Source organism: Pseudoalteromonas sp. 0303, assembly GCF_013349995.1.
GTDB lineage: Bacteria > Pseudomonadota > Gammaproteobacteria > Enterobacterales > Alteromonadaceae > Pseudoalteromonas.
The window spans coordinates 54,834-80,498 of sequence record NZ_JABVXF010000009.1 but is presented as its reverse complement, the minus strand read 5'-3'; the positions used below and the strand labels follow the sequence as shown (position 1 = coordinate 80,498).

The 25,665-nt window shown below is 41.6% G+C and carries 21 protein-coding genes; 15 read left to right on the top strand and 6 right to left on the bottom strand.

The annotated features are described in order from the left end of the window. The 3 genes from ppx to HUS62_RS08295 all read right to left on the bottom strand — a co-directional run bounded on the left by ppx (window position 1) and on the right by HUS62_RS08295 (window position 4,229). Entirely contained in the window at window positions 1–1,488 is a 1,488-nt protein-coding gene (gene ppx / locus HUS62_RS08305) for an exopolyphosphatase (RefSeq protein ID WP_054563523.1), read from the bottom strand. After that, window positions 1,481–3,562: a polyphosphate kinase 1 gene (ppk1, locus tag HUS62_RS08300; protein ID WP_175079143.1), complete on the bottom strand. Its 2,082-nt coding sequence runs from the start codon at window positions 3,560–3,562 to the stop codon at window positions 1,481–1,483. Before ppk1 ends, ppx begins: the two co-directional genes overlap by 8 nt. 160 nt (window positions 3,563–3,722) lie before the next feature. Then, window positions 3,723–4,229 carry a glycine cleavage system protein R gene (locus HUS62_RS08295; protein WP_054563525.1) on the bottom strand — a complete coding sequence of 169 codons (507 nt, stop codon included), beginning with the start codon at window positions 4,227–4,229 and terminating at the stop codon, window positions 3,723–3,725. Window positions 4,230–4,577: 348 nt separating this feature from the next. On the opposite strand from HUS62_RS08295, the gene HUS62_RS08290 reads away from it, so the two are divergent. From HUS62_RS08290 to HUS62_RS08245, 10 genes are all read left to right on the top strand, one after another. Then, entirely contained in the window at window positions 4,578–6,812 is a 2,235-nt protein-coding gene (locus tag HUS62_RS08290) for an ABC transporter permease subunit (RefSeq protein ID WP_175079142.1), read from the top strand. Between the two features lie 15 nt (window positions 6,813–6,827). Continuing rightward, a complete protein-coding gene (gene pstA / locus HUS62_RS08285) occupies window positions 6,828–8,477 on the top strand; it encodes a phosphate ABC transporter permease PstA (protein ID WP_175079141.1) in 1,650 nt (549 codons plus the stop codon). Between the two features lie 26 nt (window positions 8,478–8,503). Continuing rightward, entirely contained in the window at window positions 8,504–9,331 is an 828-nt protein-coding gene (pstB, locus tag HUS62_RS08280) for a phosphate ABC transporter ATP-binding protein PstB (RefSeq protein WP_054552475.1), read from the top strand. Between the two features lie 47 nt (window positions 9,332–9,378). Then, on the top strand, window positions 9,379–10,080 hold the full coding sequence (phoU, locus tag HUS62_RS08275) for a phosphate signaling complex protein PhoU (protein ID WP_054563528.1): 702 nt from the start codon (window positions 9,379–9,381) through the stop codon (window positions 10,078–10,080). 150 nt (window positions 10,081–10,230) lie between these two features. After that, entirely contained in the window at window positions 10,231–10,908 is a 678-nt protein-coding gene (locus HUS62_RS08270) for a TIGR00153 family protein (RefSeq protein WP_054552477.1), read from the top strand. Window positions 10,909–10,951: 43 nt separating this feature from the next. Continuing rightward, complete coding sequence (locus tag HUS62_RS08265; RefSeq protein ID WP_175079140.1) at window positions 10,952–12,220, top strand: inorganic phosphate transporter; 1,269 nt, start codon at window positions 10,952–10,954, stop codon at window positions 12,218–12,220. Between the two features lie 77 nt (window positions 12,221–12,297). Then, on the top strand, window positions 12,298–13,215 hold the full coding sequence (locus tag HUS62_RS08260; RefSeq protein WP_055020908.1) for a hydrogen peroxide-inducible genes activator: 918 nt from the start codon (window positions 12,298–12,300) through the stop codon (window positions 13,213–13,215). A 122-nt stretch (window positions 13,216–13,337) separates the two neighbouring features. Next, entirely contained in the window at window positions 13,338–13,880 is a 543-nt protein-coding gene (locus HUS62_RS08255) for an RNA polymerase sigma factor (protein ID WP_175079139.1), read from the top strand. Further along, window positions 13,873–14,472: a hypothetical protein gene (locus tag HUS62_RS08250; RefSeq protein ID WP_054563533.1), complete on the top strand. Its 600-nt coding sequence runs from the start codon at window positions 13,873–13,875 to the stop codon at window positions 14,470–14,472. The genes HUS62_RS08255 and HUS62_RS08250 overlap by 8 nt, the downstream gene beginning before the upstream one ends. Window position 14,473: 1 nt before the next feature. Beyond that, window positions 14,474–15,382, top strand: a complete 909-nt coding sequence (locus HUS62_RS08245; protein ID WP_054563534.1) for a hypothetical protein — start codon at window positions 14,474–14,476, stop codon at window positions 15,380–15,382. A 23-nt stretch (window positions 15,383–15,405) separates the two neighbouring features. Here the strand turns inward: HUS62_RS08245 and HUS62_RS08240 are convergent, their stop codons facing one another. Then, a complete protein-coding gene (locus HUS62_RS08240) occupies window positions 15,406–15,609 on the bottom strand; it encodes a hypothetical protein (protein WP_054563535.1) in 204 nt (67 codons plus the stop codon). Window positions 15,610–15,842: 233 nt separating this feature from the next. Further along, entirely contained in the window at window positions 15,843–18,353 is a 2,511-nt protein-coding gene (locus HUS62_RS08235) for an EAL domain-containing protein (protein WP_175079138.1), read from the bottom strand. A gap of 214 nt (window positions 18,354–18,567) precedes the next feature. Here HUS62_RS08235 and queA point away from each other — a divergent pair, with 214 nt between their 5' ends. The 5 genes from queA (at window position 18,568) to secF (ending at window position 24,088) form a co-directional block, all read left to right on the top strand. Continuing rightward, window positions 18,568–19,599: a tRNA preQ1(34) S-adenosylmethionine ribosyltransferase-isomerase QueA gene (gene queA / locus HUS62_RS08230; protein WP_063528499.1), complete on the top strand. Its 1,032-nt coding sequence runs from the start codon at window positions 18,568–18,570 to the stop codon at window positions 19,597–19,599. Window positions 19,600–19,754: 155 nt separating this feature from the next. Next, entirely contained in the window at window positions 19,755–20,882 is a 1,128-nt protein-coding gene (gene tgt / locus HUS62_RS08225) for a tRNA guanosine(34) transglycosylase Tgt (protein WP_058583935.1), read from the top strand. Between the two features lie 29 nt (window positions 20,883–20,911). After that, window positions 20,912–21,250, top strand: coding sequence for a preprotein translocase subunit YajC (gene yajC / locus HUS62_RS08220; RefSeq protein ID WP_054563539.1), 339 nt, complete (start codon window positions 20,912–20,914; stop codon window positions 21,248–21,250). Window positions 21,251–21,272: 22 nt separating this feature from the next. Continuing rightward, window positions 21,273–23,132, top strand: coding sequence for a protein translocase subunit SecD (gene secD / locus HUS62_RS08215; RefSeq protein ID WP_175079137.1), 1,860 nt, complete (start codon window positions 21,273–21,275; stop codon window positions 23,130–23,132). An 8-nt stretch (window positions 23,133–23,140) separates the two neighbouring features. Beyond that, window positions 23,141–24,088: a protein translocase subunit SecF gene (secF, locus tag HUS62_RS08210; RefSeq protein WP_175079136.1), complete on the top strand. Its 948-nt coding sequence runs from the start codon at window positions 23,141–23,143 to the stop codon at window positions 24,086–24,088. Between the two features lie 69 nt (window positions 24,089–24,157). Here the strand turns inward: secF and HUS62_RS08205 are convergent, their stop codons facing one another. After that, entirely contained in the window at window positions 24,158–25,654 is a 1,497-nt protein-coding gene (locus HUS62_RS08205; RefSeq protein ID WP_175079135.1) for a mannitol dehydrogenase family protein, read from the bottom strand. Window positions 25,655–25,665: the final 11 nt, after the last annotated feature.

Below are 25,665 nucleotides of genomic sequence, written 5' to 3'. Positions count from 1 at the left end.
TTAATGAAAATCGAGTAAGAAGCCGACCTTTTTAAGGTATTTTTGCTCTTGCTGTAAGTCAGCTAAAAGCAAGGTATGTTCTTTAAGCCACTTATTGTGAAACTTTAAGAACATACTATTTTGCTTGGCTGTTACCTCAAGTTTAAAACCTTGATCGGTAATACGCTTTTGATTTAGCAGTACTGCTAAGCGCAAAATCACAATAAGTTGCAATATTTCATAATGCTGCATGGTATGCAGTGCCGGAAACTCTTCTAAACGAATTTTTTTACGATAAAAACGGATCATGCAACTAAGCAAGGTTTGTTGTTGCTGCGTAAAGCCAGGTAATTGGCTATTCGCAACGATATACGCACTGTGCTTATGTATCCCTGATGAATTAACCCCTAAGCCAATTTCATGCAGCTGCGCGGCCCAATCCAGCAAGTTGATGTAGTCAGGATCGGTAAGTTGCCATGCCTCTTTTACTTGTTCAAACAGCCACTTTGCAGTTGTCGAGACGCGGTTAGCATGCTCTTTATCTATGGCGTTACGCTCAGATAGGTTCGCGATGGTATTAGTGCGAATATCTTTGTGGGCGAGCTTTTGCTGCATTTCATGTAGCAGGCCTTCACGAAGTGAAAAGTCGCTGTATTGCAACGCTTCGATTTTAAACAGCCTAAATATCGCAATTAAAATAGCTAAACCACCACAAATACTCACTTGCCGCTCAGGTGTAAGACCTTCAATTTGTAGCGCTTTTATTTGTTTAGCTGCAATAAACTGAGTTTTTAGTTCTAATAATCGCTCTAATGTAATCAGCTCTTGCTCGGCATCGTTAGCATTGATCATGGCAAGGATAGATTTAATAGTGCCTGATGTTCCCACCACAGATTGCCAGCCAGCCGATAAGTAGTTGGCGAAAATCACTTCGAGTTCTTGCTCTGCGCGAACTTCAGCTTTGGCAAAGCGCTTAGCAGTGATTTGTCCATCTGCAAAAAACTGCTTGGTGTAACTAACACAGCCCATATTACGGCTAGTAAGTAATTTATGTTTAAAGTGTTTGCCAATGATGAGTTCGGTACTGCCGCCGCCGATATCAATGACTAAGCGGTTTTCATCGTGATGAATGTAATGGGCAACACCTTGATAAATTAAACGCGCTTCCTCCTGCCCCGATATTACTTCAATTGGGTAAGGAAACACTTTACTTGCTTGGGTTAAGAACGAATGAATATTTTTAGCGCGGCGTAATGTGTAAGTTGCCGCCACTTTAACGTTCTCTAAGGGGAAGTCCTGCAAGGTAGTCGCAAACTGCTTAAGAATTGCCAGCGCGCGTTCGATTGCTTCTTGGCTTAAATGATTTTTATCATCTAAACCGTCAGCTAAGTAAACGCGCTGCTTTTCTTTGTGTAAGATTTGCAAAGAGCCATCGACCTCTCTTGCCACCACTAAATGAAAACTATTTGAGCCTAAATCAACGGCAGCAATTGAGGGATAATCATTCATTATTATAGTTACTTTCCCATTTCTTAAGGTGGTCATAAATGGCAATTTGCGAGCGAATTTTCTTACGATTGCCGCGGCGCACATAGCTGTTTTTTTGTTCGCTATCGATTATGCGTGCTTTTGTTCTATCTTTAAACTGTAGCTCAAGAATATCAATAATAAGCTGTTTTAATTTTTCATCATAAATCGGTGCGGCTACTTCAACGCGATGATCAAGATTTCGGGTCATCCAGTCTGCCGATGAAATATAAACCTTTTCGTCGCCATTATTATGAAACACCATCACCCGAGGGTGCTCTAAAAAGCGGTCAACGATACTAATAATGCGAATATTTTCGTTAACGGCAGAAGGCACTAACGAGCACATGCCACGCACAATAATGCGAATTTTCACGCCGCGTCTTGCGGCAAAGTAGAGATGATCAACCAGCTCTTTATCAACAAGGTTGTTTATTTTTAGCGTAATTCTACCAGCCTTACCATGTTCTACATTGGTTATTTCAGCATCAATTAGCGACATAATAGTTTGTCGTGCGTTGACTGGCGAAATCATCAAATGATCAAATTGAAATGGTTTATAGCTGCTTTCGATAAACTTAAACACACTATCGCACTCTTCACTAATGCCCTCAAACTTGGTGAATAAGCTAAAGTCAGTGTAGACTTTGGCGGTTTTTTCGTGGAAGTTACCCGTGCCTATATGGGCATATTTCACTATGTTGTTCTTTTCTTTACGGTGAATAACGCATAACTTACTGTGAACTTTCAACGCAGGAATACCAAAGATCACTTTAACACCGGCATTGCTTAGGGTTTTTGCCCATTCAATATTGTTTTGTTCATCAAAGCGCGCTTTCAGCTCAACCATAACGGTTACGTGTTTGCCATTTTTGGCGGCATTAATAAGCGTAGAGACAAGTCGAGACTGACTCGCAACGCGATAAATATTGACCTTAATTTGGGTTACATCTGGGTCAAATGCTGCTTGGCGTACAAATTCAAGTAAGTGGTTAAAGGTGTGGTAGGGGTAATACAGTAAAATATCTTGCTCTGAAATGGCATCAAACACACTTGAGTGATTGTTAAAAGCCGTACTTTGTAATGCAGGCAGTGGTTTGTTTTCTAAATACTGACGGCCAACATTCGGAAAGGCAATGAAATCGCGGAAATTACGGTAACGGCCGCCGGGGATCAGCGCATCATGTTGGCTTATATTAAGGCGCTTTTTCATCACTTTAAGCATCTCAGCTGGCATGCTCTCGTCATAAACAAGGCGCACAGGCTCTGCAGAAATACGTTGTTTTAGACCTTTTGACATTTTATCGAGCAAGCCTTCTTCAAGCTCGTCATCTAAGTTGTATTCGGCATCACGGGTCAATTTGATGGCATAACATTGAATATCATCAAAGCTAAAAAAGCTGCTAAACACATCGCGAATAAAGTAGGCGATAATGTCATCAAGCATCACAATGGTTTTGTGACGGCGCGTTTTCTCTGGTGGCAAAATAACAAAACGAGATACGCGGTCGGTTGGCACTTCCATCATGGCATAATGACTTTTTTGGTTGGTCATCTCGACAAACAAATAGGTCATGGTGTCGTTGATTTGATCTGAGTAGTCTTTCTTTTCAGAGAGTAAAATCGGCAATATGTGTTGCAGCACATTGTCGTGGAAGAATTTTTTCAGCCAACTCAAGTGAAATTCAGATAGCTCCTCAGGTAACTCAACGTGAATATTGTGCTCGTTTAAGTCATTTAAAATGTCTTTATGAATTTGGTTAAACTTTTTACCAAGCTGCAGCACCTTACTTTGGATCTGATGAAGTAGTATTTCGTCTTCTTCAAAGTTCGCATCAGGAATTTTATTAAGTAATATTCGGCGTTTTACATCGGCAACACGAACACGGAAAAACTCATCCATGTTGTTTGAGTAAATACCTAAAAAGCGCATGCGCTCAATAATCGGGTTAGATTTATCTTTAGCTTCTTGCAGCACGCGTTCATTAAAAGACAGCCAACTTAGCTCTTTGGCAAAGTAATTAACGGCTTGAGAAGAAGAATGTGATGCGTTCATCTGGTTTTCCAACGTTTATAGCTAGTTAGAATATAGAGGATGCAGATGACGTTTATATGACGTATTTATCACTTTTATGACATACATGTCAGTTATGTGACATGTATGTCATTAATTTTAAAGCTTAGTTTAAGTTTAAATATCCCTATAAACTTGCTTGTTATGCGTCCTCAATATCAACAATTAAGTCTGTGGTAATAGACTCGAGTGCCGTGATTACTTCGTCTTTGTTCATGCCTATTGGCAAAGCAACGGTGGCAACAGCACTAAAAATTGGCACACCCCAGTTTGGTGCACTTTGTTGTTTCGAATTTAGGTGAGTGATATTCGCCCCTTTGTGACGAATAACGCTGGCAAGCTCTTGCACAATGCCAGGTCTGTCGTTGCCAGTAATGACAAAATTGATTTGTTCAGATTTTTCTTCTGAAAGTGTTTCGGCGCCGCGTTCAATTCTGATTTCTAAATACGGCAAACTATGCAATGCGTCTTGCAGCTCTTGCAGGTGCTCTTCAGGCACTGCTGCCTCAATGATCCCTGCAAAGTGACCTGCAAGGTGGCTCAAATTACTGCTTAACCAGTTACCATGATGGTTTAAAATTGTGGCTGAAAGGTCTTCAACTAGGCCGGGTTTATCTGGCCCCAAAATAGTAATTACTAACTGCTTCATACTTATATCTCTATAAAAATGCCTCTGAAAAATGCAATAAAAGGAAGGAGGCGTTGGTTAAAAATGATTCTTATTGTCGAAAAAAATAAGTCATCTTGAGTATTGATGCAGTTTTATTGTTTGTCCAATTTTTTCCATATAGTTATAAAAAATTAGTTATAACAGTTTGTTAGCTTGTCAATTTGGTCGTTATAAATACGCAGAGCAATGTCGCAATTTGGTCATTTTTTAACTTTAAAATACGTCCCTGAAATACTTGCTTTATTACACTGAATTATGACGTTTGTAACATTACTGTCATCTTGGTGAAATATAATGCGCGCAACGTTAAGATTTAAGGGTGTTTTGATGACTTCCAATCCGAATAAACCTACCTTTCATACGGATAGAAGCCGTCTATTTAAAGACAGGTTTGCCAAGTGGGGTATTTCCGCAGGTGGCGTAATGGTGCTAGTAGCACTGCTACTTATATTCTTTTACCTTCTTTATGTTGTTCAACCTATTTTTGAGTCAGCAAAAGTAGATACACGTAACAGTGTAAAACTACAAAATGCGTCAGAAGTTGTGGGTCTTGGCATTGAAGAACAAACAGAAATTGCCTTTTTACTCGGTGAAAAAGGTAATGTGGACTTTTACAATGTTGAAAAAGAGCAATTTGGTAAAAAGATCACCACTCTTAATACAGAATTACCAAGCGATGTAAGCAGCTTCGCAAGCTCTGCACCGTTTCAGGGGCAATACGCATACGGCCTAGAAAATGGCTCTGTGGTTGTGGTTGCGCCAAAATTCCTAGTGACATTCCCGAACAATCAACGCCAATTAACACCACGTTTAGATTACCCGCTGGGTGATATGGCGCTTGAAGTTGATGAGCAAGGTGCGGCAATCACTAAATTTGCATTTAGCCACTACGAAGATAAAACAGCTGTTGTTGCTTTAACGGCTGACAAGCGCGTTATATTCAGCAGTTTTGTGGGTGAAGAAAACATGTTCACCGGCGAAGTAGAGTGGGTTGTTGAGCGTACTGAGCTTGATATCGAAGGTCGTGTTGATGAGCTATTAATCTCACCAGATACAACACGTACATTCGTGCGTTCAGCAAATCAAATTTACGTATACGATACTCGTTACCCTTCTGAAGTTGAGCAAATCCAACTGCTTGCAGCTAACGAAGAAAACGCGAACCTAGTTTCAACTCAGCTATTGGCTGGTGCCAACTCACTGATGCTTGCTAACGATAATGGCGAAGTTTCACAGTGGTTTGAAGTAAACACTGAAAATGGTCGCCAGTTCCAAAAGATCCGTGCTTTTGAAACCAGCAAGCAATCGAAACTAAACATTTTTACAGAGTTCTACCGTCGTACCTTCTTCACAGCAGGCGCTAACGGTGAGCTAGGTATTTATTACACAACTAGCGATGCCAAACTGTGGCAAGGTAAAGTAAGCGAAGGTCCAATTCAAAACTTTGCAATAGCGCCACGTTCAAATGCGGCACTTATTCTTGCTGATGATGCGCTAAAAGTAATTGAAATTCATAACGAGCACCCAGAAGTAACTTGGTCTGCCTTGTGGCAAGAAGTATGGTACGAAGGTTACCCAGAGCCGGGCTACATTTGGCAGTCAACGTCTGCAAGTGATGACTTTGAATCTAAGTTCTCATTAGTGCCAATTTCATTCGGTACAATTAAAGCGGCAATGTACGCAATGTTATTTGCGGTACCAATTGCGCTTTCAGCGGCAATTTACACGGCGTACTTTATGTCGAGTGAATTACGTAAAGTGGTTAAGCCGACTGTAGAAATCATGGAAGCATTACCAACGGTAATCCTAGGTTTCTTAGCGGGTCTTTGGTTAGCACCATTAATTGAAGAACATTTACCAGCGATTGTCGGATTATTAGTATTGCTGCCAATTGGTATCTTATTAACCGCATTTGGTTGGAATAAGCTACCGGCGTCAATTCGTCACCGTATTCCTGAAGGTTCGCACTCAATTTTACTTATTCCAGTGGTTATTTTCATCGGCTGGTTATCGTTTGCGATGAGTAACTCAATTGAGCTTTGGATGTTTGACGGCAATGTGCGTCAGTACTTAACCAATGAACTGGGTATGACGTTTGACCAACGTAACTCACTAGTTGTTGGTATTGCGATGGGCTTTGCTGTTATTCCAACTATCTTCTCAATTGCTGAAGATGCGGTATTCAGTGTTCCTAAGCACTTATCAAACGGTTCATTAGCACTAGGTGCAACACAATGGCAAACATTGGTTCGCGTAGTATTACTAACAGCAAGCCCGGGTATCTTCTCAGCAGTAATGATGGGTCTAGGCCGTGCTGTAGGTGAAACAATGATTGTACTAATGGCAACAGGTAATACACCTATTATGGACTGGAGTATCTTCCAGGGTATGAGAACACTTGCAGCGAATATCGCGGTAGAAATGCCTGAGTCTGAGGTAGGTAGCTCGCATTATCGCATTCTATTCTTAGCAGCATTTGTATTATTCATATTCACATTCATTTTCAACACAGTGGCTGAGTTTGTACGACAGCAACTGCGTGATAAATACAGTTCAATGTAGGTGGAGAGACACGACATGGTAAAGCAGTGGTTTAAGTCTGGTTCTCCTTGGATTTGGATGACCGGCGGTGCGGTAAGCATCAGTTTAATCTCGGTTCTTGGCTTACTAGCCATGATTGCTTGGAAAGGTTTAAGCTTTTTCTGGCCATCAGAAGTAGTGCAATTTGAGCTGCAAGGCTCAGTTGAAAAACAAACAGTTATCGGTGAAATTTATGACCGTGAACTAGTTGCAAAATCACTTATTGAGGCGACGGGTGTTGATTTATCTAATTACGATAAAGAGCAACTAGAGCGTTTATTGATTAAAACAGGTAACCGTGAGTACGTAGCTCTAGATTTCCGTTGGGTACTAGAGACAGACATCACATCGCGTACTGCGCCAGCTGAGCTTGCTGTATTCGAGCGTAGTAAAAACGGTAACTTCTACGGTTATGTAGAGCAGGTTATTAAAGACGGTGAAGTTATCACAGATAACAAAATCGACGTGCTTTATGAGCTTGTCGACCGTGCTGTTGACCTGAATGACCAAGCGTTAGACTTACAAAATGGTGATATTGGTCATATTAACTATGAACTTGAGCGTTTACGCTTAAGAGAAAAAGCATACCAGCTTGATAACGAACTAACCGATGAGCGTGTTGCTGAGCTTGCACAAGCGCGTGCTGAGCTACGTGCTGAGTACACAGTGTTAGAAAAGCAGTTATTTGCGCTTCGTAAACAAGCAAAGCGTGACCAAGTAACTGTGAGAGACATGCGTGGTGAAGTGGTTACTTTACCTCTGTATCAAGTTCTTGATGTGTGGTTCCCTAATGACATGGGCTTCTTTGCTAAGCTTGGTCACTACTTTGTACAGCTTGGTAAGTTTGTAGCAGATGACCCGCGTGAAGCTAACACTGAAGGTGGTGTATTCCCGGCAATTTTCGGTACCGTGTTCATGGTATTACTAATGGCAGTGATTGTGACGCCGTTTGGTGTTGTTGCAGCGATTTACTTACACGAATACGCAGCAAAAAATGCCGTGACTAAGATGATCCGTATCGCGGTAATCAACCTTGCGGGTGTACCTTCGATTGTATACGGTGTATTTGGTCTAGGTTTCTTTGTATACATGCTAGGTGGCAGTATTGACCAATTGTTCTACCCTGAGTCATCGCCAAGCCCAGTATTTGGTACGCCAGGTGTGATTTGGTCTGCTTTAACGCTAGCAATTTTAACGCTTCCTGTTGTTATTGTTTCGACTGAAGAAGGTTTATCACGTATTCCAAGTACGGTTCGTCATGGTTCATTAGCACTTGGCGCAACAAAAGCAGAAACGCTATGGCGTATCATCATTCCGATGGCAAGCCCAGCGATTATGACAGGTTTAATCTTAGCGGTTGCACGTGCAGCCGGTGAAGTAGCACCACTAATGCTTGTTGGTGTTGTTAAGATGGCGCCAACACTGCCACTTGACGGTAACTTCCCATACATACATTTAGATAGAAAATTTATGCACTTAGGTTTCCACATTTACGATGTTGGTTTCCAAAGCCCTAACGTAGAAGCGGCACGTCCGCTGGTATATGCCACGGCATTCTTACTGGTATCAGTAATTATCGCCCTGAATATCACCGCGATTGGTATTCGTAACCACTTACGCGAAAAGTTTAGAGCTCTTGAGCATTAATACAGAATTTTTATAGGTAGACAGAGATGATTACAGTTGCACCACAAGTAAACCAAGCGAAAAGCGCGGCAAAGCTAGATTTAGATAACCTAACTGCAGAACAAACAGCGTTAGAGATTAAAAACTTAGATCTATACTACGGTGATAAACAAGCGCTTAGCGGCGTAAATATGAACATCCCAAAAGGTCAGGTAACAGCATTTATCGGTCCATCGGGTTGTGGTAAATCAACACTTTTACGTTGTATCAACCGTATGAACGACCTTGTTGATAGCTGTCGTATCGATGGTGAGATCTTACTACATGGTCACAATATCTATGATAAGAATGTAGATGTTGCTGCACTACGAAGAAATGTCGGGATGGTATTCCAACGTCCTAATCCATTTCCAAAATCAATCTACGAAAATGTCGTTTATGGCCTACGCTTACAAGGTATTAAAGAAAAGCGTAAACTAGACGAAGTGGTTGAACAATCTTTACGTGGCGCGGCGTTATGGGATGAAGTTAAAGACCGTTTACACGATAGTGCATTTGGCCTATCGGGTGGCCAGCAACAGCGTCTTGTTATTGCTCGCTCAATTGCTATCGAGCCTGAAGTACTACTTCTGGATGAGCCTACATCGGCACTAGATCCAATTTCTACTTTAGTTATCGAAGAGCTAATTAACGACTTAAAGAATAAGTTTACCGTGGTAATCGTTACTCACAACATGCAACAGGCTGCTCGTGTATCAGACCAAACTGCGTTTATGTACATGGGTGAGTTGATTGAGTATTCAGATACCAATACGTTATTTACAACACCAAGCAAGAAGAAAACAGAAGACTACATTACAGGCCGTTACGGTTAGTCAATAAAGTCACTTGGTACCGTAAACGAAATTTATAGAGGTAGACAATGGAACATAATATCAATAAACACATTTCGGGCCGCTTTAATGAAGAGCTTGAAAATGTGCGTAACCATGTATTAAACATGGGTGGTTTAGTTGAGCAACAACTAAACAGTGCACTGGATGCTGTTAGTAATGGTGATGCCGATCTTGCACAAAAAGTTCGTGAAAACGACTATAAAGTAAATGCAATGGAAGTGAACATCGACGAAGAATGTACACGCATTATCGCTCGTCGCCAGCCGGCAGCGAGTGACTTACGTCTTGTAATTGCTATTGCAAAAACAATTGCCGATTTAGAGCGTATTGGTGATGAAGCTGAGCGTATTGCTAAAGTTGCGCTGGACTCATTCACTAAAGATCAGCAAGACCTACTGGTGAACATTGAAAACATGGGTCGCCAAGTATCAAAAATGCTTCATGATGTACTTGATGCATTTGCACGTATGGATGTGCAATGTGCGTTTGAAGTACATAAAGAAGACGCCAAAGTTGACCGCGAATACGAAGCAATTACCCGTCAAATTATGACATATATGATGGAAGATCCACGCTCAATCCCGAAAATTATGGATTTAGTGTGGTCAGTTCGTTCATTAGAGCGTATTGGCGACCGTTGCCAGAATATTGCTGAATACATCATCTATTTTGTTAACGGCAAAGATATTCGTCATACATCTCAAGAAGATATCGAAAAGTCGCTGTAAATTTAACCGCAACTTTTCATTATTAAACCGAGCGGCCTTTGGCCGCTTTGTCTATTATTGGTGATGTAAGGCAGAAAAAGCGTTCACAATCGAACACAATGCTGTAAAATTCGCAGCTGCCAAAGCATACTAATTTATAAAGGGTCAGTTATGCCTACAAATGCATTTTTAGGGGTTTTTGCTAAATCACCTATTAAGCCTATGGAAGATCACATTAAGAAAGTACATCAAGCAAGTAAAGCATTGATCCCTTTCTTTAATCACGTGTTTAAAGAAGAATGGCAAGAAGCGGAAGAAATCCGTCTAAACATTCGTAATTTAGAGCGTGAAGCTGATGAAATGAAACGTAACATCCGCCTTCAACTACCTCGTGGCTTATTTATGCCAGTTGAGCGTACCGATTTGCTAGAGCTTGTTACTCAACAAGACAAAATTGCTAACAAAGCAAAAGATATCGCAGGTCGTGTAGTTGGTCGTGAGATGATCATACCTACCGAAATCCAAACAGATTTCCTTGCTTATGTAACTCGTTGTGTTGATGCGACTAAACAAGCGTCAAAAGCAATCAATGAGCTAGATGAGCTGCTTGAAACGGGCTTCAAAGGTCGCGAAGTGACTTTAGTTGAAAAAATGCTCGTTGAATTGGACGCTATTGAACAAGACACGGATGACATGCAGATCAAAATTCGCCGTCAATTGCGCGCCATCGAAAATGAACTTAACCCTGTTGACGTGATGTTCTTATACAAGATCATTGAGTGGGTAGGCGAGCTTGCAGATATTGCAGAGCGCGTAGGTTCTCGTCTTGAGCTGATGTTAGCTCGTTAATTAAAAATCAGTTCAAACACGAAAAAAATTAAAGGTTCACACAATGGATATCATTGCAAATTACGGCACGTTATTGGTTTTAACTGCCGCCGCAGTCGGTTTCTTCATGGCTTATGGTATTGGTGCAAATGACGTTGCCAATGCGATGGGTACATCAGTAGGCTCAAAAGCACTTACAATTAAACAAGCAATCATCATCGCGATGGTGTTTGAATTCGCTGGCGCATACCTTGCCGGTGGTGAGGTTACATCTACAATCCGTAAAGGGATTATCGATGCCACGCCGTTTATGGACATACCTGAGTTAATGATACTCGGTATGATTGCCGCGTTATTCGCTGCAGGTAGCTGGTTATTAATTGCCTCTTTCTTAGGCTGGCCAGTATCTACGACTCACTCAATCATAGGTGCCATCATTGGTTTCGCATTGGTTGCAGTAGGTAGTGAAGCAATCCAATGGAACAAGGTAATGGGTATCGTAGGTAGCTGGATTGTTACCCCTGCTATCTCTGGTTTTATTGCTTATTTGATTTTCATGAGTGCGCAAAAGCTAATTTTTGACACTGATGCACCTCTTAAAAATGCTAAGCGTTACGTGCCTATCTATATGGGCCTAGCGGGCTTCATCATGTCGCTTGTAACAATCAAGAAAGGCTTAAAGCACATTGGTATCAACTTAGGTGCTGTTGAAGGTTATGCCCTTTCTATCGCGATTGCTGTTGTAGTTGCTATCATCGGTAAGATTGCGATTGCTCGCCTTAAAATTGACCCTAAGGCTGACAAAGCAATGCAGTTCAACAACGTTGAGAAAGTGTTCGCAGTACTTATGGTACTAACGGCATGTTGTATGGCTTTCGCGCACGGTTCAAACGACGTTGCTAACGCAATTGGTCCACTAGCTGCTGTTGTAAACATTGTTGAGCACAACGGTGAAATCGCTAAGAAAGCGGCTATCGCATGGTGGATCTTACCACTAGGTGGTTTAGGTATCGTTGCTGGTCTTGCTATTTTAGGTAAGAAAGTAATTAAAACAATCGGTGAAGGTATCACGCACTTAACACCAAGCCGTGGTTTTGCTGCTGAACTGGCTGCTGCTTCTACTGTTGTTATCGCATCAGGTACTGGTTTACCTATCTCTACGACACAAACACTTGTAGGTGCGGTTTTAGGTGTAGGTATGGCACGCGGTATTGCCGCACTTAACATGGGTGTTGTAAGAAACATTGTAGTTTCTTGGGTAATTACATTGCCAGTTGGCGCAGCCCTTGCTATTGTTATTTTCTATGTACTGAGAACTGCCTTCGGGGTATAAAAAAGTACTAAAAGACTTTTAGCTTGAAAAGATCTCAATGCCTTAGGTATTGGGGTCTTTTTATTTGCAGGTAGAGAATGAATAACTTACCAAGTATTAAACAACTACAGTATTTATTAGCAGTCCACCAACATCAACACTTTGGCCGCGCAGCAAGCGCCTGTTTTATCGGTCAATCAACCTTAAGTAGTGCAATTCAAAACTTAGAAGAAACTTTAGGTTGCCAGCTTATAGAGCGTGAAAACCGCAGCTTAATGTTTACCGCAATTGGTGAAGAGGTTGTCGAAAAAGCACGTAAGATTATTGACGACACCCTTAGCCTTAAAGAGCTGACAAAAAGCTTTTTAACGCCTTTAAGTGGCACACTAACGCTTGGTGTGATTCCGACGATTGCCAGCTTTATTGCTGCGCCTTTATATCATTTCTGCAAACAGACCTTTACCGAGTTAGAGTTAGTTTTGGTTGAAGACACCAGTGACAAGCTACTCGATAAACTTGAGCATGGCCAAATTGATATGGCATTACTTGCTTTACCTTATGACACTGAAAAGTTTCATACCCAAGTACTCGCTAAAGATCAGTTCAGCCTAGTGCACCATAAAGATTACACACCAGCAGATGGCGTGGAAGACTTTAACCTATTACCAGATGCGAGTGTGTTCTTACTAGAGCGTGAGCACTGTATGACAGGCCACGCGTTAAGTGCCTGCCATTTGAATCGCTCAAGCTGTATTAATCCATTTGAAGCGGCAAGCTTACATACCTTATTAAGTATGGTTGAACACCAGCTTGGTGTTACTTTCTTACCGCAAATGGCTATTAATGCCGGTATTTTAGATAAAAAAGATATGGTTGCTACGCCATCACAAGGCGATGCATACCGAGATATTGGCATTGTGTGGCGTAAAACCACAGGCCGGATCAGAGACTTTAGGCTGTTTAGCCAGCAGCTAGAGCTGTTTCTTAATAAGCAGTGTAGCTTAGACGGTCAATGAACAAAAAAACCCCAAATAAAAAATATTTGGGGTTTTTTATTATTTAAGCAAACTATTTTTTTCCTTCCCTCGACTAACATAATAACAAAACCATTAAAGGCAGATCAGATGACGAGGCTAGCGTGTTTTTTCAATCACTTGAGACACTAATTGCTAAAGCGCAACAGGGCAATAAACGGGCGTGGTTGAAATTAGTCAAGCAGCACGAAACACAGGTATATAACTATTGCCTAAGGATGTTAAGTCACCCTGATGATGCAATGGATTTAATGCAAGAAGTGTTTATTTCTGTTTATAAAAGCTTGCCGAGCTTTCGTGGTGAATCGAGTTTTAATACTTGGCTCTATCAAATTGTGCACCGGCGTAGTGTTGAATATTACCGCCGCCGTAAGCTGCATCAAGGTTTAGATGGTATACCAGAAGAAAACTGCGAGCATAGTGAGTTAGAAACCAATCAACTGCAATCTGAGCAGCATCATGAACTCAAAGAAATGATGAACAATTTACCCTGGGAGCAACGCTTGGTGGTGGAATTAAAGTTTTTTCAGCACTGTACGTTTGAAGAAATCGCTGAGCAATTAGGTATTTCGACCAATACAGCTAAATCAAGACTATACAGTGCGCTTGGTAAGTTAAAAGTGCATTTGGAGGCCGTAGGTGGCTAATTTAGATTCATTATTTACCGCATGGTTAGAAGGCGAAAGCCTCACTGAAGAGCAAATTGCGTTGCTACAAGCCAATGCTGAGTATGCATCAATGATGAACAATGCAATGCAGTGGCAACAACAAAGTCAACATTATGAAACGGTACCCGTACCAAATTGGGATCGAGAGTCTACGATGCCGAAAGTGCAAAAAACGAGTCTGTTTTTTGGTGCTGGAATGTGGGCAGTGGCTGCTTCCATTGTATTTTGCGCATGGGTTTTTGTTAGTAATCCACAGCAAGGAAATCAGCAGTTACTTGAGCAAGTGGCCAAGCAAACCAATTTACTAGAGTCACAACAAAAGCAAATTGATCAGTTGCAAAACATCATTACTGCGCAAAACGAAGTGCAGCAACAACAAATGTACCAACTGGCCAAAGAAGCAATTAAAACCGGGCGAGTCGAGCGCCAAGAAGATATTGCCAGCGTACTTGCATATATCAAAACGCAGCGCGCCCAAGACCAAGCGTACTTACGTATGCAGTTAAATGATTTAGCAGAGCAAGTGGACGGCGGACCATTGCCAACCGTTGCCAACAATTTGGAGTATTAAAATGTCAAAATACAAATCAACTACGGCAGCCTTATTGCTTTGCACAGCAGTAAGCTTACAGGCACAAGCAAGTGATGAATTAGATAAAATTCAGCGTGAAGTCGGGATTATGGAAAAAATCCTCTCAGCGGCGTTAAAACAAGATACCGATAACAAGGTAAGAAATGTGTCTTCGAGTTATTTGCAGCATCAAGGTGTGGTGTTTAGCTTTGATGTACGAGGCAGTTCGCGCTGGTCTACAGTGTTTGCTTCTGTACCCGATGCGCCGCTGCCACCTATGCCTGATATCGACTTTGAAGAACTAACTGAAATCGAAGTGTTAGGCGAACATGTGCAAGTGATCAGCGATGCAGTAGTCGTGAAAACGCAAGAAGCCTATCAGCAAGCTATGGAAGTAATGCGCGAAAGCGCAGAACGAGTACGTGAAGTGGCTGAGCAAGAACGCGATGTGAGCCGTGAAATTCGCGACCTTGAACGTGAAAAGCGCGACCTTGAATTTGACCGTCGCCACGATAAAGATGCCAAAGAGCAAGAGCTCGAGAAGCGCAAACAAGCATTGCAAGCATCGATTAAAGAGCTTGAAAAGCAGCAGCAAAAGTTATCACAAAAGCAGCAACAAATGCGCAAAGAGTTAGCCGAGAAAAAACAAGCTCGTGTTAAAGAGCAAAAGCAACAGCTGGCTTCTTTAGCTAAGCAAGTAGATAAGAGCTTATCACTGACTTTATGTGATTATGGTAGCGGTTTAAGAAATCTGCCTAACGATGAACATGTCAGCTTTATCATCCGTGGTGTTAGCGAAGGTAAAACTGAGCAAGTAAAAGTATTTAAAAAGTCAGACATTAAAAAGTGTGTGGTTGGCGATATAAAAGCCGCGCAATTACTCGAAAAAGCATCAACTTATAGTTTTTAAATTCTCCCAACTAAAAAAGCAGCCTAAAGTGGCTGCTTTTCATTCATTGAAAATGGTTTTAAATCGGGTAAAAACAACAAGTAAACCCACACGACTAAATTAAAGTAAGGTACTAAACCTAGCCCTGTAAATGTTTTTACTGGATACCCCTTAAAGGTCGCATTACGGTAACATTGATACGCTATCCCTAGATTCACAATCAGCAACAAAACGATTAGTTGTGTCATCACTTTTCTCCTTTATACCGCTAATAGATGGACTTAACGATGTTAAGTCATACTCAGTATGTTTAATGTAATAAGTAATGTCATGTTTATTGTAGATAATCACTATAAAAACACGACATTTTATCTTGCTGTGGATTTAAGTATAGATGAGTATTGTCAGTATGGAAGTTTAAAAACTAAGAAAAAATGTTTAAAAATGTATTAAATTTAGGCTTTTTAAGGCTAGATATTTGTTAGTTAAAAAGATTATTTTCAGATATTTTTTTCAGCTCGTCGCTAATTTTTTCAACCGGTACTGGGCGGGCAATAAAGTAGCCTTGACCATAGTCGATACCAATTTCTTTTAGCGCTAAAAAGATTTCTTTGTTTTCAACATATTCAGCAACAGAGCGCTTATCAAGCGAACGGCTAATATCATTAATCGCTTTTACAAGCGCTAAATCGATTGGGTCGTTCAACATGTCGCGAACAAATGAACCATCAATTTTTACGTGTTGAGCCGGTAACTGTTTAAGGTAATTAAAGGTACTAAAGCCGGTACCAAAGTCATCAATAGAGAAGTGACAGCCTAAGCCATTCAAACGCTCGATCATGGCACGGGTTGCAACTAGGTTATTAATACTCGCAGACTCGGTGATCTCAAAAATAATGCGTGTTGGTTCAACATTGTATTCTTTTAAGCTCGATTCAATGTGCGGCAGTAAACGTTCATCTAAAAACGACTGTGCTGATAAGTTAATTGCGACTTGGTTAAGCTCTGGGTACTCGGCAACGCTCTTAATGGCATTACGAATAACACATTGGTCCATCAAAAAGGTGTCGTTTAAAAGCTCTAAAGCAGGAATAAACTGATTAGGGTAGACAAGCTCATCATCAAGCTTTAAGCGCAGTAGTGCTTCAAAGTAGGCGACGTGACCGCGTTTAAAGTCCCAAATCGGTTGATAGTGCAGTTCGATAGCATCATGTTGTAATGCTTGGCGAATACTATGACCCCATTCAAGACCTGCTTGTAAACTATTGTGATGACTATCTTCTTTTGAATAACAGTGTACTAAGTTACGGCCTAAGCTTTTTGCTACATAAAGGGCGATATCAGCTTGTTTTAAACACTCACTTGGGTCGTTATTTTGTTCGGTGATTTGTGTTAAACCAATTGAACAGCTAATTGAGTACTCTTGACCTTCTGAATGAAAGCGGTGCTTTTCAATCGCCATACAAATACTTTCTGCCACCAAGTGTGCATCGAGTAAGTTAGTATTTTTTAAGATCACGGCAAATTCATCACCACCGATGCGGCACACTAAGTGCTCATCACTAATATTCGCAGTGAATAACTGGGCAACTTCTTTTAAAACAATGTCACCTTGTTGGTGACCTTTACTGTCATTGATGATTTTAAAGTGATCTAAATCGATATAAATCAGCGCGTGCTCTGTATCGTTACTGGTGTATTGTGCTTTACAAATACGTTGTAATTGTTGGTCAAAGTAATAACGGTTATGCAGCTCTGTGAGCGTATCGTGCAAGGCTAAGTGACGAAGTTGTAGCTCTGCCTGCTTACGCTCATGAATGTTATCTATGGTGGCGGTAATAGTTGCTGAGTTTTGGCTGTTTTTAATCAGCTGTAAGCGACACTCAACCCAAATGGCATTGCCATTTTTATGTTTTAGTTGGATCTCTACCTGTTGCTGTTGCTCACCACCATGCAAAATACGCTGAATAGTATCTTGTAGCTTTGTTTTACACTCAGGTAAACAAAAGTCAGTTAATGACTTTGCTAAACTAGACTTAATGCCATAGCCCGTTAAATGCTCCCAAGCAGGGTTAATAAAGCGAATATTACCCTCTTGGTTAAACTCAAGTACCACAGTATTTAGGTGTAATAAAATACGTTGGTGGGCAGAAAACAACTCTTTATAGCGGCTTTGACTTTGGCTTAGTTGTTCTACTTTTTGCGCAAACTCTGCATAGCTCACCATGAAATCTTCACGACGGGCAGCGTGGTCACACACTTTACTCAATAACGAGTGATCGTACGGGGCGCGAATAAAATCAGTTACGCCAGATAGCAACAACTGCTCTGCATAATCTGCATCATTGTTATCAATGATGGTTACAATCGCTTGCTTTGGGTTGTGCTGCAGTATTTCGCTAATTAGCCCAGCAGCGGTATCAGAATGAGATTCGGTGGCGTCAATCAATACAATGGCAAATTTTTGCTGCAGATAGGTCGCAAGCGTTGCTTTTGTTGACGTGGTATGGGTTATCGCGAAGCTAAGTTTTAGCTGTTCGCTTATATCTTTTGCTTTACGGTTATCGGTTTCAAGTAGTAATAAATTAAGGCGACTACTTTTTTCAAGGTGAGTTGATAACACGTTGGCTAGCACTTGCGGCAGCATATCTTGGCGCTCAAATGGCAATACGGCATCAATGCCATAGCTGCGAGCCGTGGTTTCGGCTATACGTTCACAATAGATTGGCGGGGTAAGTAAAATTGGTGTGTTTTTTGGTGTTTTTAATAACCCTGAACGGATCATGCGCGAAAAGCGCCAACCATCAATCTTACCGACCTCAAGGCCTGTAATGATAATATCCACCGGGTGGCTTTTAAGAATTTTAAGCGCATCTTGAGAGTCACTGGCTTCGATAAACGTGAAGACATTAAGCTTGTTTAATGTGGTCTTAATTGTTTCACGCTCAGCAACGCTCGCGTTCAAAATTAGCAGCTTTAACTGCTTTGCCATGGCGCTACTACCTCTTACTTAACCCATGTTTAGTGAATAAGCTAGAATAATGACATTTTGCCTAATCTACAAGCAAACTTTACCCAAAAGCGGTTAATAAGTACTTAAGTTTGTAATCCTTTAAGCTAGTACCAAGTTGACGCAGGGCTTTGCTTGAGGTGGTGGGCGTATCAGAGTAAACTTGGCGCGTTTTTATTAATGAGAGATATGCTCTATGCGCGTAGCTGATTTTAGCTTTGACCTTCCTGATGAATTAATTGCTCGTTTTCCTAAAGCAGATCGAACTAGCAGTCGTTTACTGACGCTTGATGGCCCATCAGGCCAAGTTGAGCATAAAGTATTTAGTGATATTTTATCGCTCGTTAATGAAAATGACCTATTAATTTTCAATAACACCAAAGTGATCCCTGCTCGCATGTTCGGGCAAAAAGAGTCAGGCGGTAAGCTTGAAGTGCTAGTTGAGCGCGTACTCGACGAACACCGTGTGCTTGCGCATGTGCGAGCTAGTAAATCGCCAAAACCAGGCTCAAAAATCATTCTTGAAGGTAAAGCCGAAGCAACCATGGTTGCGCGTCATGGCGAACTTTTTGAGCTTGAGTTTGCCAAAGACGAAAATGTACTCGATATCCTAAACGACATCGGTCACATGCCATTACCACCTTATATTGACCGTCCTGATAACGAGTCAGATCGTGAGCGCTATCAAACAGTTTATGGTGAAAAGCCAGGTGCCGTAGCCGCGCCAACAGCTGGCCTGCATTTTGATGATAAATTAATGGCAGCCTTAAAAGACAAGGGCATTAACATGGCCTTTGTGACCTTGCACGTGGGCGCAGGTACATTCCAGCCTGTGCGCGTTGACTCAGTTGATGAGCATGTTATGCACTCAGAGTACATCGAAGTACCAGATGAAGTGGTTAAAGCGGTAGCCGAAACTAAAGCAAAAGGTGGGCGTGTCATTGCTGTAGGTACTACCTCAGTTCGCTCATTAGAGTCAGCTGCTAAAGTGCACGGCGGCAAACTAGATACTTACTTTGGTGATACCGATATCTTTATTTACCCGGGTTATCAGTTCAATGTGGTTGATGCCATGGTGACAAATTTCCACTTACCTGAATCAACGTTAATCATGTTAGTCAGTGCCTTTGCAGGCCAAGAGAACATAATGGGAGCTTATCACACGGCTATTGAGCAGCAGTATCGCTTCTTTAGTTATGGTGATGCGATGTTCTTAACGCGCAAATAACGAAAATAGTTTATACCCAATAAAAAGCCCAGTTTTTTAACTGGGCTTTTTATTTTCGAATTTAGCCCAATTTATAGTAATAAACCCGAAAACAGGGTAGAATCGAGCGGTTAAATTATAGCTTGTTGGACTGTTTTTCCGACACTGAGGATAATATGAAATTTGAATTAGACCGCACTGACGGTAAAGCGCGCCGCGGCCGCTTGATTTTTGAACGTGGTGTTGTAGAAACACCAGCATTTATGCCGGTAGGTACTTACGGTACTGTTAAAGGTATGACGCCTGACGAAGTGAAAGATACTGGAGCACAAATCTGCCTAGGTAACACTTTCCACTTAATGCTGCGTCCTGGCACAGAAATCATTAAGCAGCACGGTGACTTACACGACTTTATGAATTGGGATCGTCCAATTCTAACTGATTCAGGCGGTTTCCAAGTATTCAGCTTAGGCGCAATGCGTAAAATCACTGAAGAAGGCGTGATGTTCAGTTCACCAGTTAACGGTGAAAAAATCATGCTTTCGCCAGAAAAAGCGATGCAAGTTCAGCGTGATTTAGGTTCTGACATCGTGATGATTTTTGACGAATGTACGCCATACCCTGCGACAGAAAAAGAAGCTAAAGACTCTATGGAGTTATCACTTCGTTGGGCTAAACGCTCAAAAGAAGGTCATGGTGATAACCCAGCTGCGCTATTTGGTATTATCCAAGGTGGTATGTACCCTGAGCTTCGTGCACAATCACAAAAAGGCCTAGAAGAAATCGGCTTTGATGGTTATGCATTAGGTGGTTTATCGGTTGGTGAGCCGAAAAACGAGATGATCAATATTCTTGACCACTGTGCTTACAAAATGCCTGAAGACAAGCCTCGTTACTTAATGGGCGTTGGTAAACCAGAAGACTTAGTAGAAGCGGTTCGCCGTGGTATCGATATGTTTGACTGTGTAATGCCTACACGGAATGCTCGTAACGGTCATTTATTCGTAACTGGCGGCATTGTTAAAATCCGTAATGCAGTACATAAAACAGACACCGGTCCACTGGATCCTGAGTGTGATTGTCATACGTGTAAAAACTATTCACGTGCATACTTGCATCATCTTGATAAATGTAATGAAATCTTAGGCGCACGTCTAAACACGATTCATAACTTACGTTATTATCAACGCGTGATGGAAGGCTTACGTAATGCCATCAGTAATGGCAAACTAGACGAATTTGTTGCAGATTTTTATGCACGCCGCGGCCAAGAAGTGCCAGAGCTTGCAGATACATCAGATTAAATTTTTAGAAAAATTAAAGAGGAAGTGAAATGAGTTTATTCATCTCAAACGCCCACGCAAGTGCGGCAGGTGCAGCACCAGCAGGTGGTGGCATGGAAATGCTAATCATGTTGGGTATTTTTGGTCTGGTATTTTATTTCTTAATCTACCGTCCACAAGCTAAGCGTGTAAAAGAGCATAAAGCACTAATGGGCGCAATGGCGAAAGGCGACGAAGTACTAACGCAAGGTGGTTTAGTAGGTAAGATTGCTAAAATCGCTGATGACAAAGACTTCATCGTGATTTCATTAAACGACCAAGCAGAAGTAACAGTACAAAAATCAGCTGTTTCTGCAGTATTGCCAAAAGGCACTATGAAGTCGCTATAACAATAAAAATAAGGACTCACACGTGTTAAACAAGTTTCCATTATGGAAGTATTTACTTGTTCTAGTAGTGTTAGTCGTTGGTATTTTATATGCCTCTCCTAACTTGTATGGCCGAGATCCGGCCATACAAGTATCGGGCACTAAAGGTACTGATGCTGACCTCAGCGTACTCGATAAAGTAAATGCGACTCTCAAAGAACATAACGTTACTGTTAAATCAAGCAAACTTGAAGACGGACAAATCCTCGTTCGTTTTAAGAATGTTGAAGACCAACTAAAAGCGCAAGATCTACTGCGTGATTCCCTTAGTGAAGATTATATCTCTGCAATCAATATGGCACCTGCTCAACCAGAGTGGTTAAAGTCACTGGGTGGTAACCCAATGAAACTAGGCCTAGATTTAAGCGGTGGTGTTCACTTTACTATGGAAATCGACATGGCGACGGCGGTTGATACTCAGCTTGAGCAAATGGAACAAGATTTCAAAAGTGACTTACGTGAAGAAAAATTGCGTTATCGCACCATTCGCCGTGTAGCGAACAGTGAGCGATTACGTGTTGAAATGCGTAACGAAGAAGATAAAGATGCAGCAGAGCGTTTCTTATCAACACGTTACCCATTAAACGTTTACGTTGATGATAGCAGCAGCGACAATGCTTTTTATGCCAGCATGAGCGAGCAAAAGCTTAAAGAAATTCGTGACTACGCTATCAAACAAAACGAAACAATTATCCGTAACCGTATTAACCAAATCGGTGTTGCAGAGCCTAACGTACAGCGTCAAGGTGCTGAGCGTATCATCGTGCAACTTCCGGGCGTACAAGATACAGCGCGTGCTAAAGAGATTCTGGGTGCAACAGCAACCCTAGAGTTCCGCGAAGTTGACGAAAATGCAGATGCTAGTGCAGCCCTGCAAGGCCGTTTACCGCCAGGTACAGAAATGATCATGGCGCGTGAAGGTTACCCTGTGGTACTTAAGCAACGCATCATTCTTGAAGGTAGCCACATCACTGGCGCGCAATCAGGTATGGATGAGTATCAACGTCCACAAGTTAGTATTACGCTAGACAGCAAAGGTGGCGCAAAAATGAATGCGTTCACTAAGCGTGCTATCGGTAAACGCATGGCAACGGTATTCATTGAATACAAGCCATCAGGTAAAACAGATGAAAACGGTAAAACACTTCCACCAATTAAAGTTGAAGAAGTGATTAACGTAGCGACGATTCAAGCGCGTCTTGACCGTTCATTCCGTATTACTGGTATCGATAACCCAGCTGAAGCACATAATCTAAGCCTATTACTTCGTGCCGGTGCACTTGTAGCGCCAATTCAAATCGTTGAAGAGCGCACAGTAGGTCCAAGCTTAGGCCAAGAAAACATTGAAGCAGGTATGACAGCGGTTGTGCTTGGTTTTGTATTTGTTCTTGTATTTATGCTTTTCTATTACAAAGGTTTCGGCATGGTGGCAAATTTGGCACTGGGCGCAAACTTAGTATTAATTGTGGGTGTGATGTCGCTTATTCCAGGTGCAGCGTTAACGCTACCGGGTATTGCTGGTATCGTATTAACCGTAGGTATGGCCGTTGATGCCAACGTACTTATCTTCGAGCGTATTCGTGAAGAACTTGCTGATGGCCGTAGTCCACAACAAGCCGTTCACTTTGGTTACGACAGCGCATTTAGCACAATTTTAGATGCTAACATCACAACGCTTATCGCAGCAGTGATCCTATTTGCAGTGGGTACTGGTCCTATTGCTGGTTTCGCAGTAACGCTAGCGATTGGTATTATCACCTCTATGTTTACAGCCATTGTTGGTACCCGTGCGGTAATCAACTTATTCATTGGCGGTAAACGTATTGATAAGTTGTCGATTTAGGAGTCAACATGCAAATTTTAAAACTTGGTGGTAAAACACTCCCGTTTATGAAGTTAAGAAAGTTTGCCATGACATTATCAACCTTGTTGATTTTGGCTTCTTTCGTGTCGTTTTTTACTAAAGGCTTGAATTTTGGTCTTGACTTCACTGGCGGTACCGCTGTTGAGGTAGGCTTTACACAAGCACCTGATCTTAAAAACGTTCGTGATGCAATCACTGAAAGTGGCTTTGAAGATTTCTCGGTGCAACTGTTTGGCTCAAGTAAAGAAATTTTAGTGCGTCTTGCTCCGCAAGGTCCTGGCGTGAAAGCAGAAGTAATTGGTAACCAAATCATTACGGCATTACAAAAAGTAGAGTCGACAGTAGAAATGCGTCGTATCGAATTTGTTGGCCCAAGTGTTGGTGAAGATCTAAAAGAGCAGGGTGGCCTTGCCATGTTAACTGCGCTTATCTGTATCTTAATTTATGTAGCGTTTCGTTTTGAATGGCGTTTTGCGATCGGTGCTGTATCGGCACTATTACACGACGTTATCATCACACTAGGCTTATTCTCAGTACTTGGCCTAGAGTTTGACTTAACGATTCTTGCGGCTATTTTGGCGGTAATAGGTTACTCACTGAACGATACCATCGTTGTATCTGACCGTATCCGTGAAAACTTCCGTAAAGTGCGTATTGATGACACGATTGAAATTATCGATATCTCATTAACGCAAACGTTAAACCGTACCCTAGTAACATCAATCACCACTATCCTAGTATTGATTGCGTTATTTGGTTGGGGTGGTCAAACGATCCACGGTTTCGCAACGGCATTACTATTTGGTGTGTTCATCGGTACTTATTCATCTGTTTATGTTGCTTCAGCTGTAGCAATTGCAATGGGTGTAAGTAAAGAAGACTTAATTCCAGAAGTAATTGAAAAAGAAGGTGCGGATCTCGATCCTATGCCTTAATAAGTGATACAAAAAGAAACCGCCCTAATTAGGGCGGTTTCTTTATTTTTAAACTTACTTTGCCTGATACTATTTGGCCTTATAATTATTTAACAACGCTTCCATAATGTGCTCAATTGCCACTCCTGCATAAAGTTTGCTGATGTAATATTTATATTCATTACAAAATGACTCGTTCTCGATAATTGAGCCGAAAATGCTCGGTTGCTCAAGAAAAGCAAGTGGTGAAATTCGTGATGCATGAGCTGCCTGCTGTAATGTTTCAGCCATATCATCGATAACTTCTAAAGGCTGACTTTGTTGAGACGAATGCGTGTCGCTGTATAAGCACCAAGCTGCAATCACTAAATTAGCAATCGCACTATTACCACCAATTTTAAGGTTTTCTACAATCGTAGGTACTAAAAACGTGGAGACTTTACTTGCGCTTTGAGAGCAAATTCTTGCAAGGCTGTCCTTGATGTTAGGGTTTGCAAATCGAGTTATCAGCGTTCGCTTATAATCACTCAGATCAATACCAGGCACGTCATCTAAAATCGGTGTTACTTCGTTATCCATGAAGCTGCTTACCACTGTTGCAAATAAGGGATCTGAAATTGTTTGCTCTATGGTTTGATAGCCACGCAAAGACCCGAGTATTCCCAAAACAGTATGGCTTGCATTTAATAAGCGAATTTTCATGGTTTCATAAGGCGTAACATCATTGACTATTTGCGCACCTACTTTCTCCCAAGTTGGGCGTTGTTGACAAAATTTATCCTCGATGACCCATTGGTGAAAAGGCTCGCAAGTGACAGGCCATGAATCAATCACTCCCAGCTGTTCTGCTAGAGCAATATCTTTATCAGTGGTTGCAGGGGTAATACGGTCGACCATTGCATTAGGAAAGCTAACTTGGTTTGCTACCCAATCAGCAAGCTCTGAGTCATATGAACTAATGTAAGTAACTAATATTTTACGTATCACATCACCGTTGTGTTGAACATTATCACAAGACTGAACTGTAAACGGTTTTTGTCCACTCTTTCTGCGGCGCTCTAAAGCAGCAGCAAGGTAACCAAAAATCAGCTTTGGCTTGTTTGGGTTTGCTAAGTCATGTTGTATATCGGGGTTTGAAAAATCGAACTCGCCGGTTGATGGATCATAGTTATAACCCCCTTCGGTTATTGTTAATGAAACAATCTGGGTTTCCTCAGCGGCCATTTTATTTATAACAGCTTCTGGATCATCTGGCGCTAATAGAAAATCAGTTAAACAGCCAATTACTTGCACATCAGTTTTGCCATTTGGGTGCTTTACCAATAGGGAATACAGATAATCTTGTGCTGCTAGAGATTGCTTAATAGCCCGATCAGTCTCGCGTAATCCTATACCGCATATGCCCCAACTTAGATCGCCAGTATGGTTGATGTAGTTATCAGTATAGAAAGCTTGATGAGAGCGGTGAAATCCGCCCACACCAACATGGACAATCCTGGCTTTTAGTGATTGTCGGTTATAACGCGGCACTGATATAGATGTAGGAAAAGAGCTCAGTGTTGAGTTATTTAAAGAAAGTGCGCTCATGTTTTGCCCCC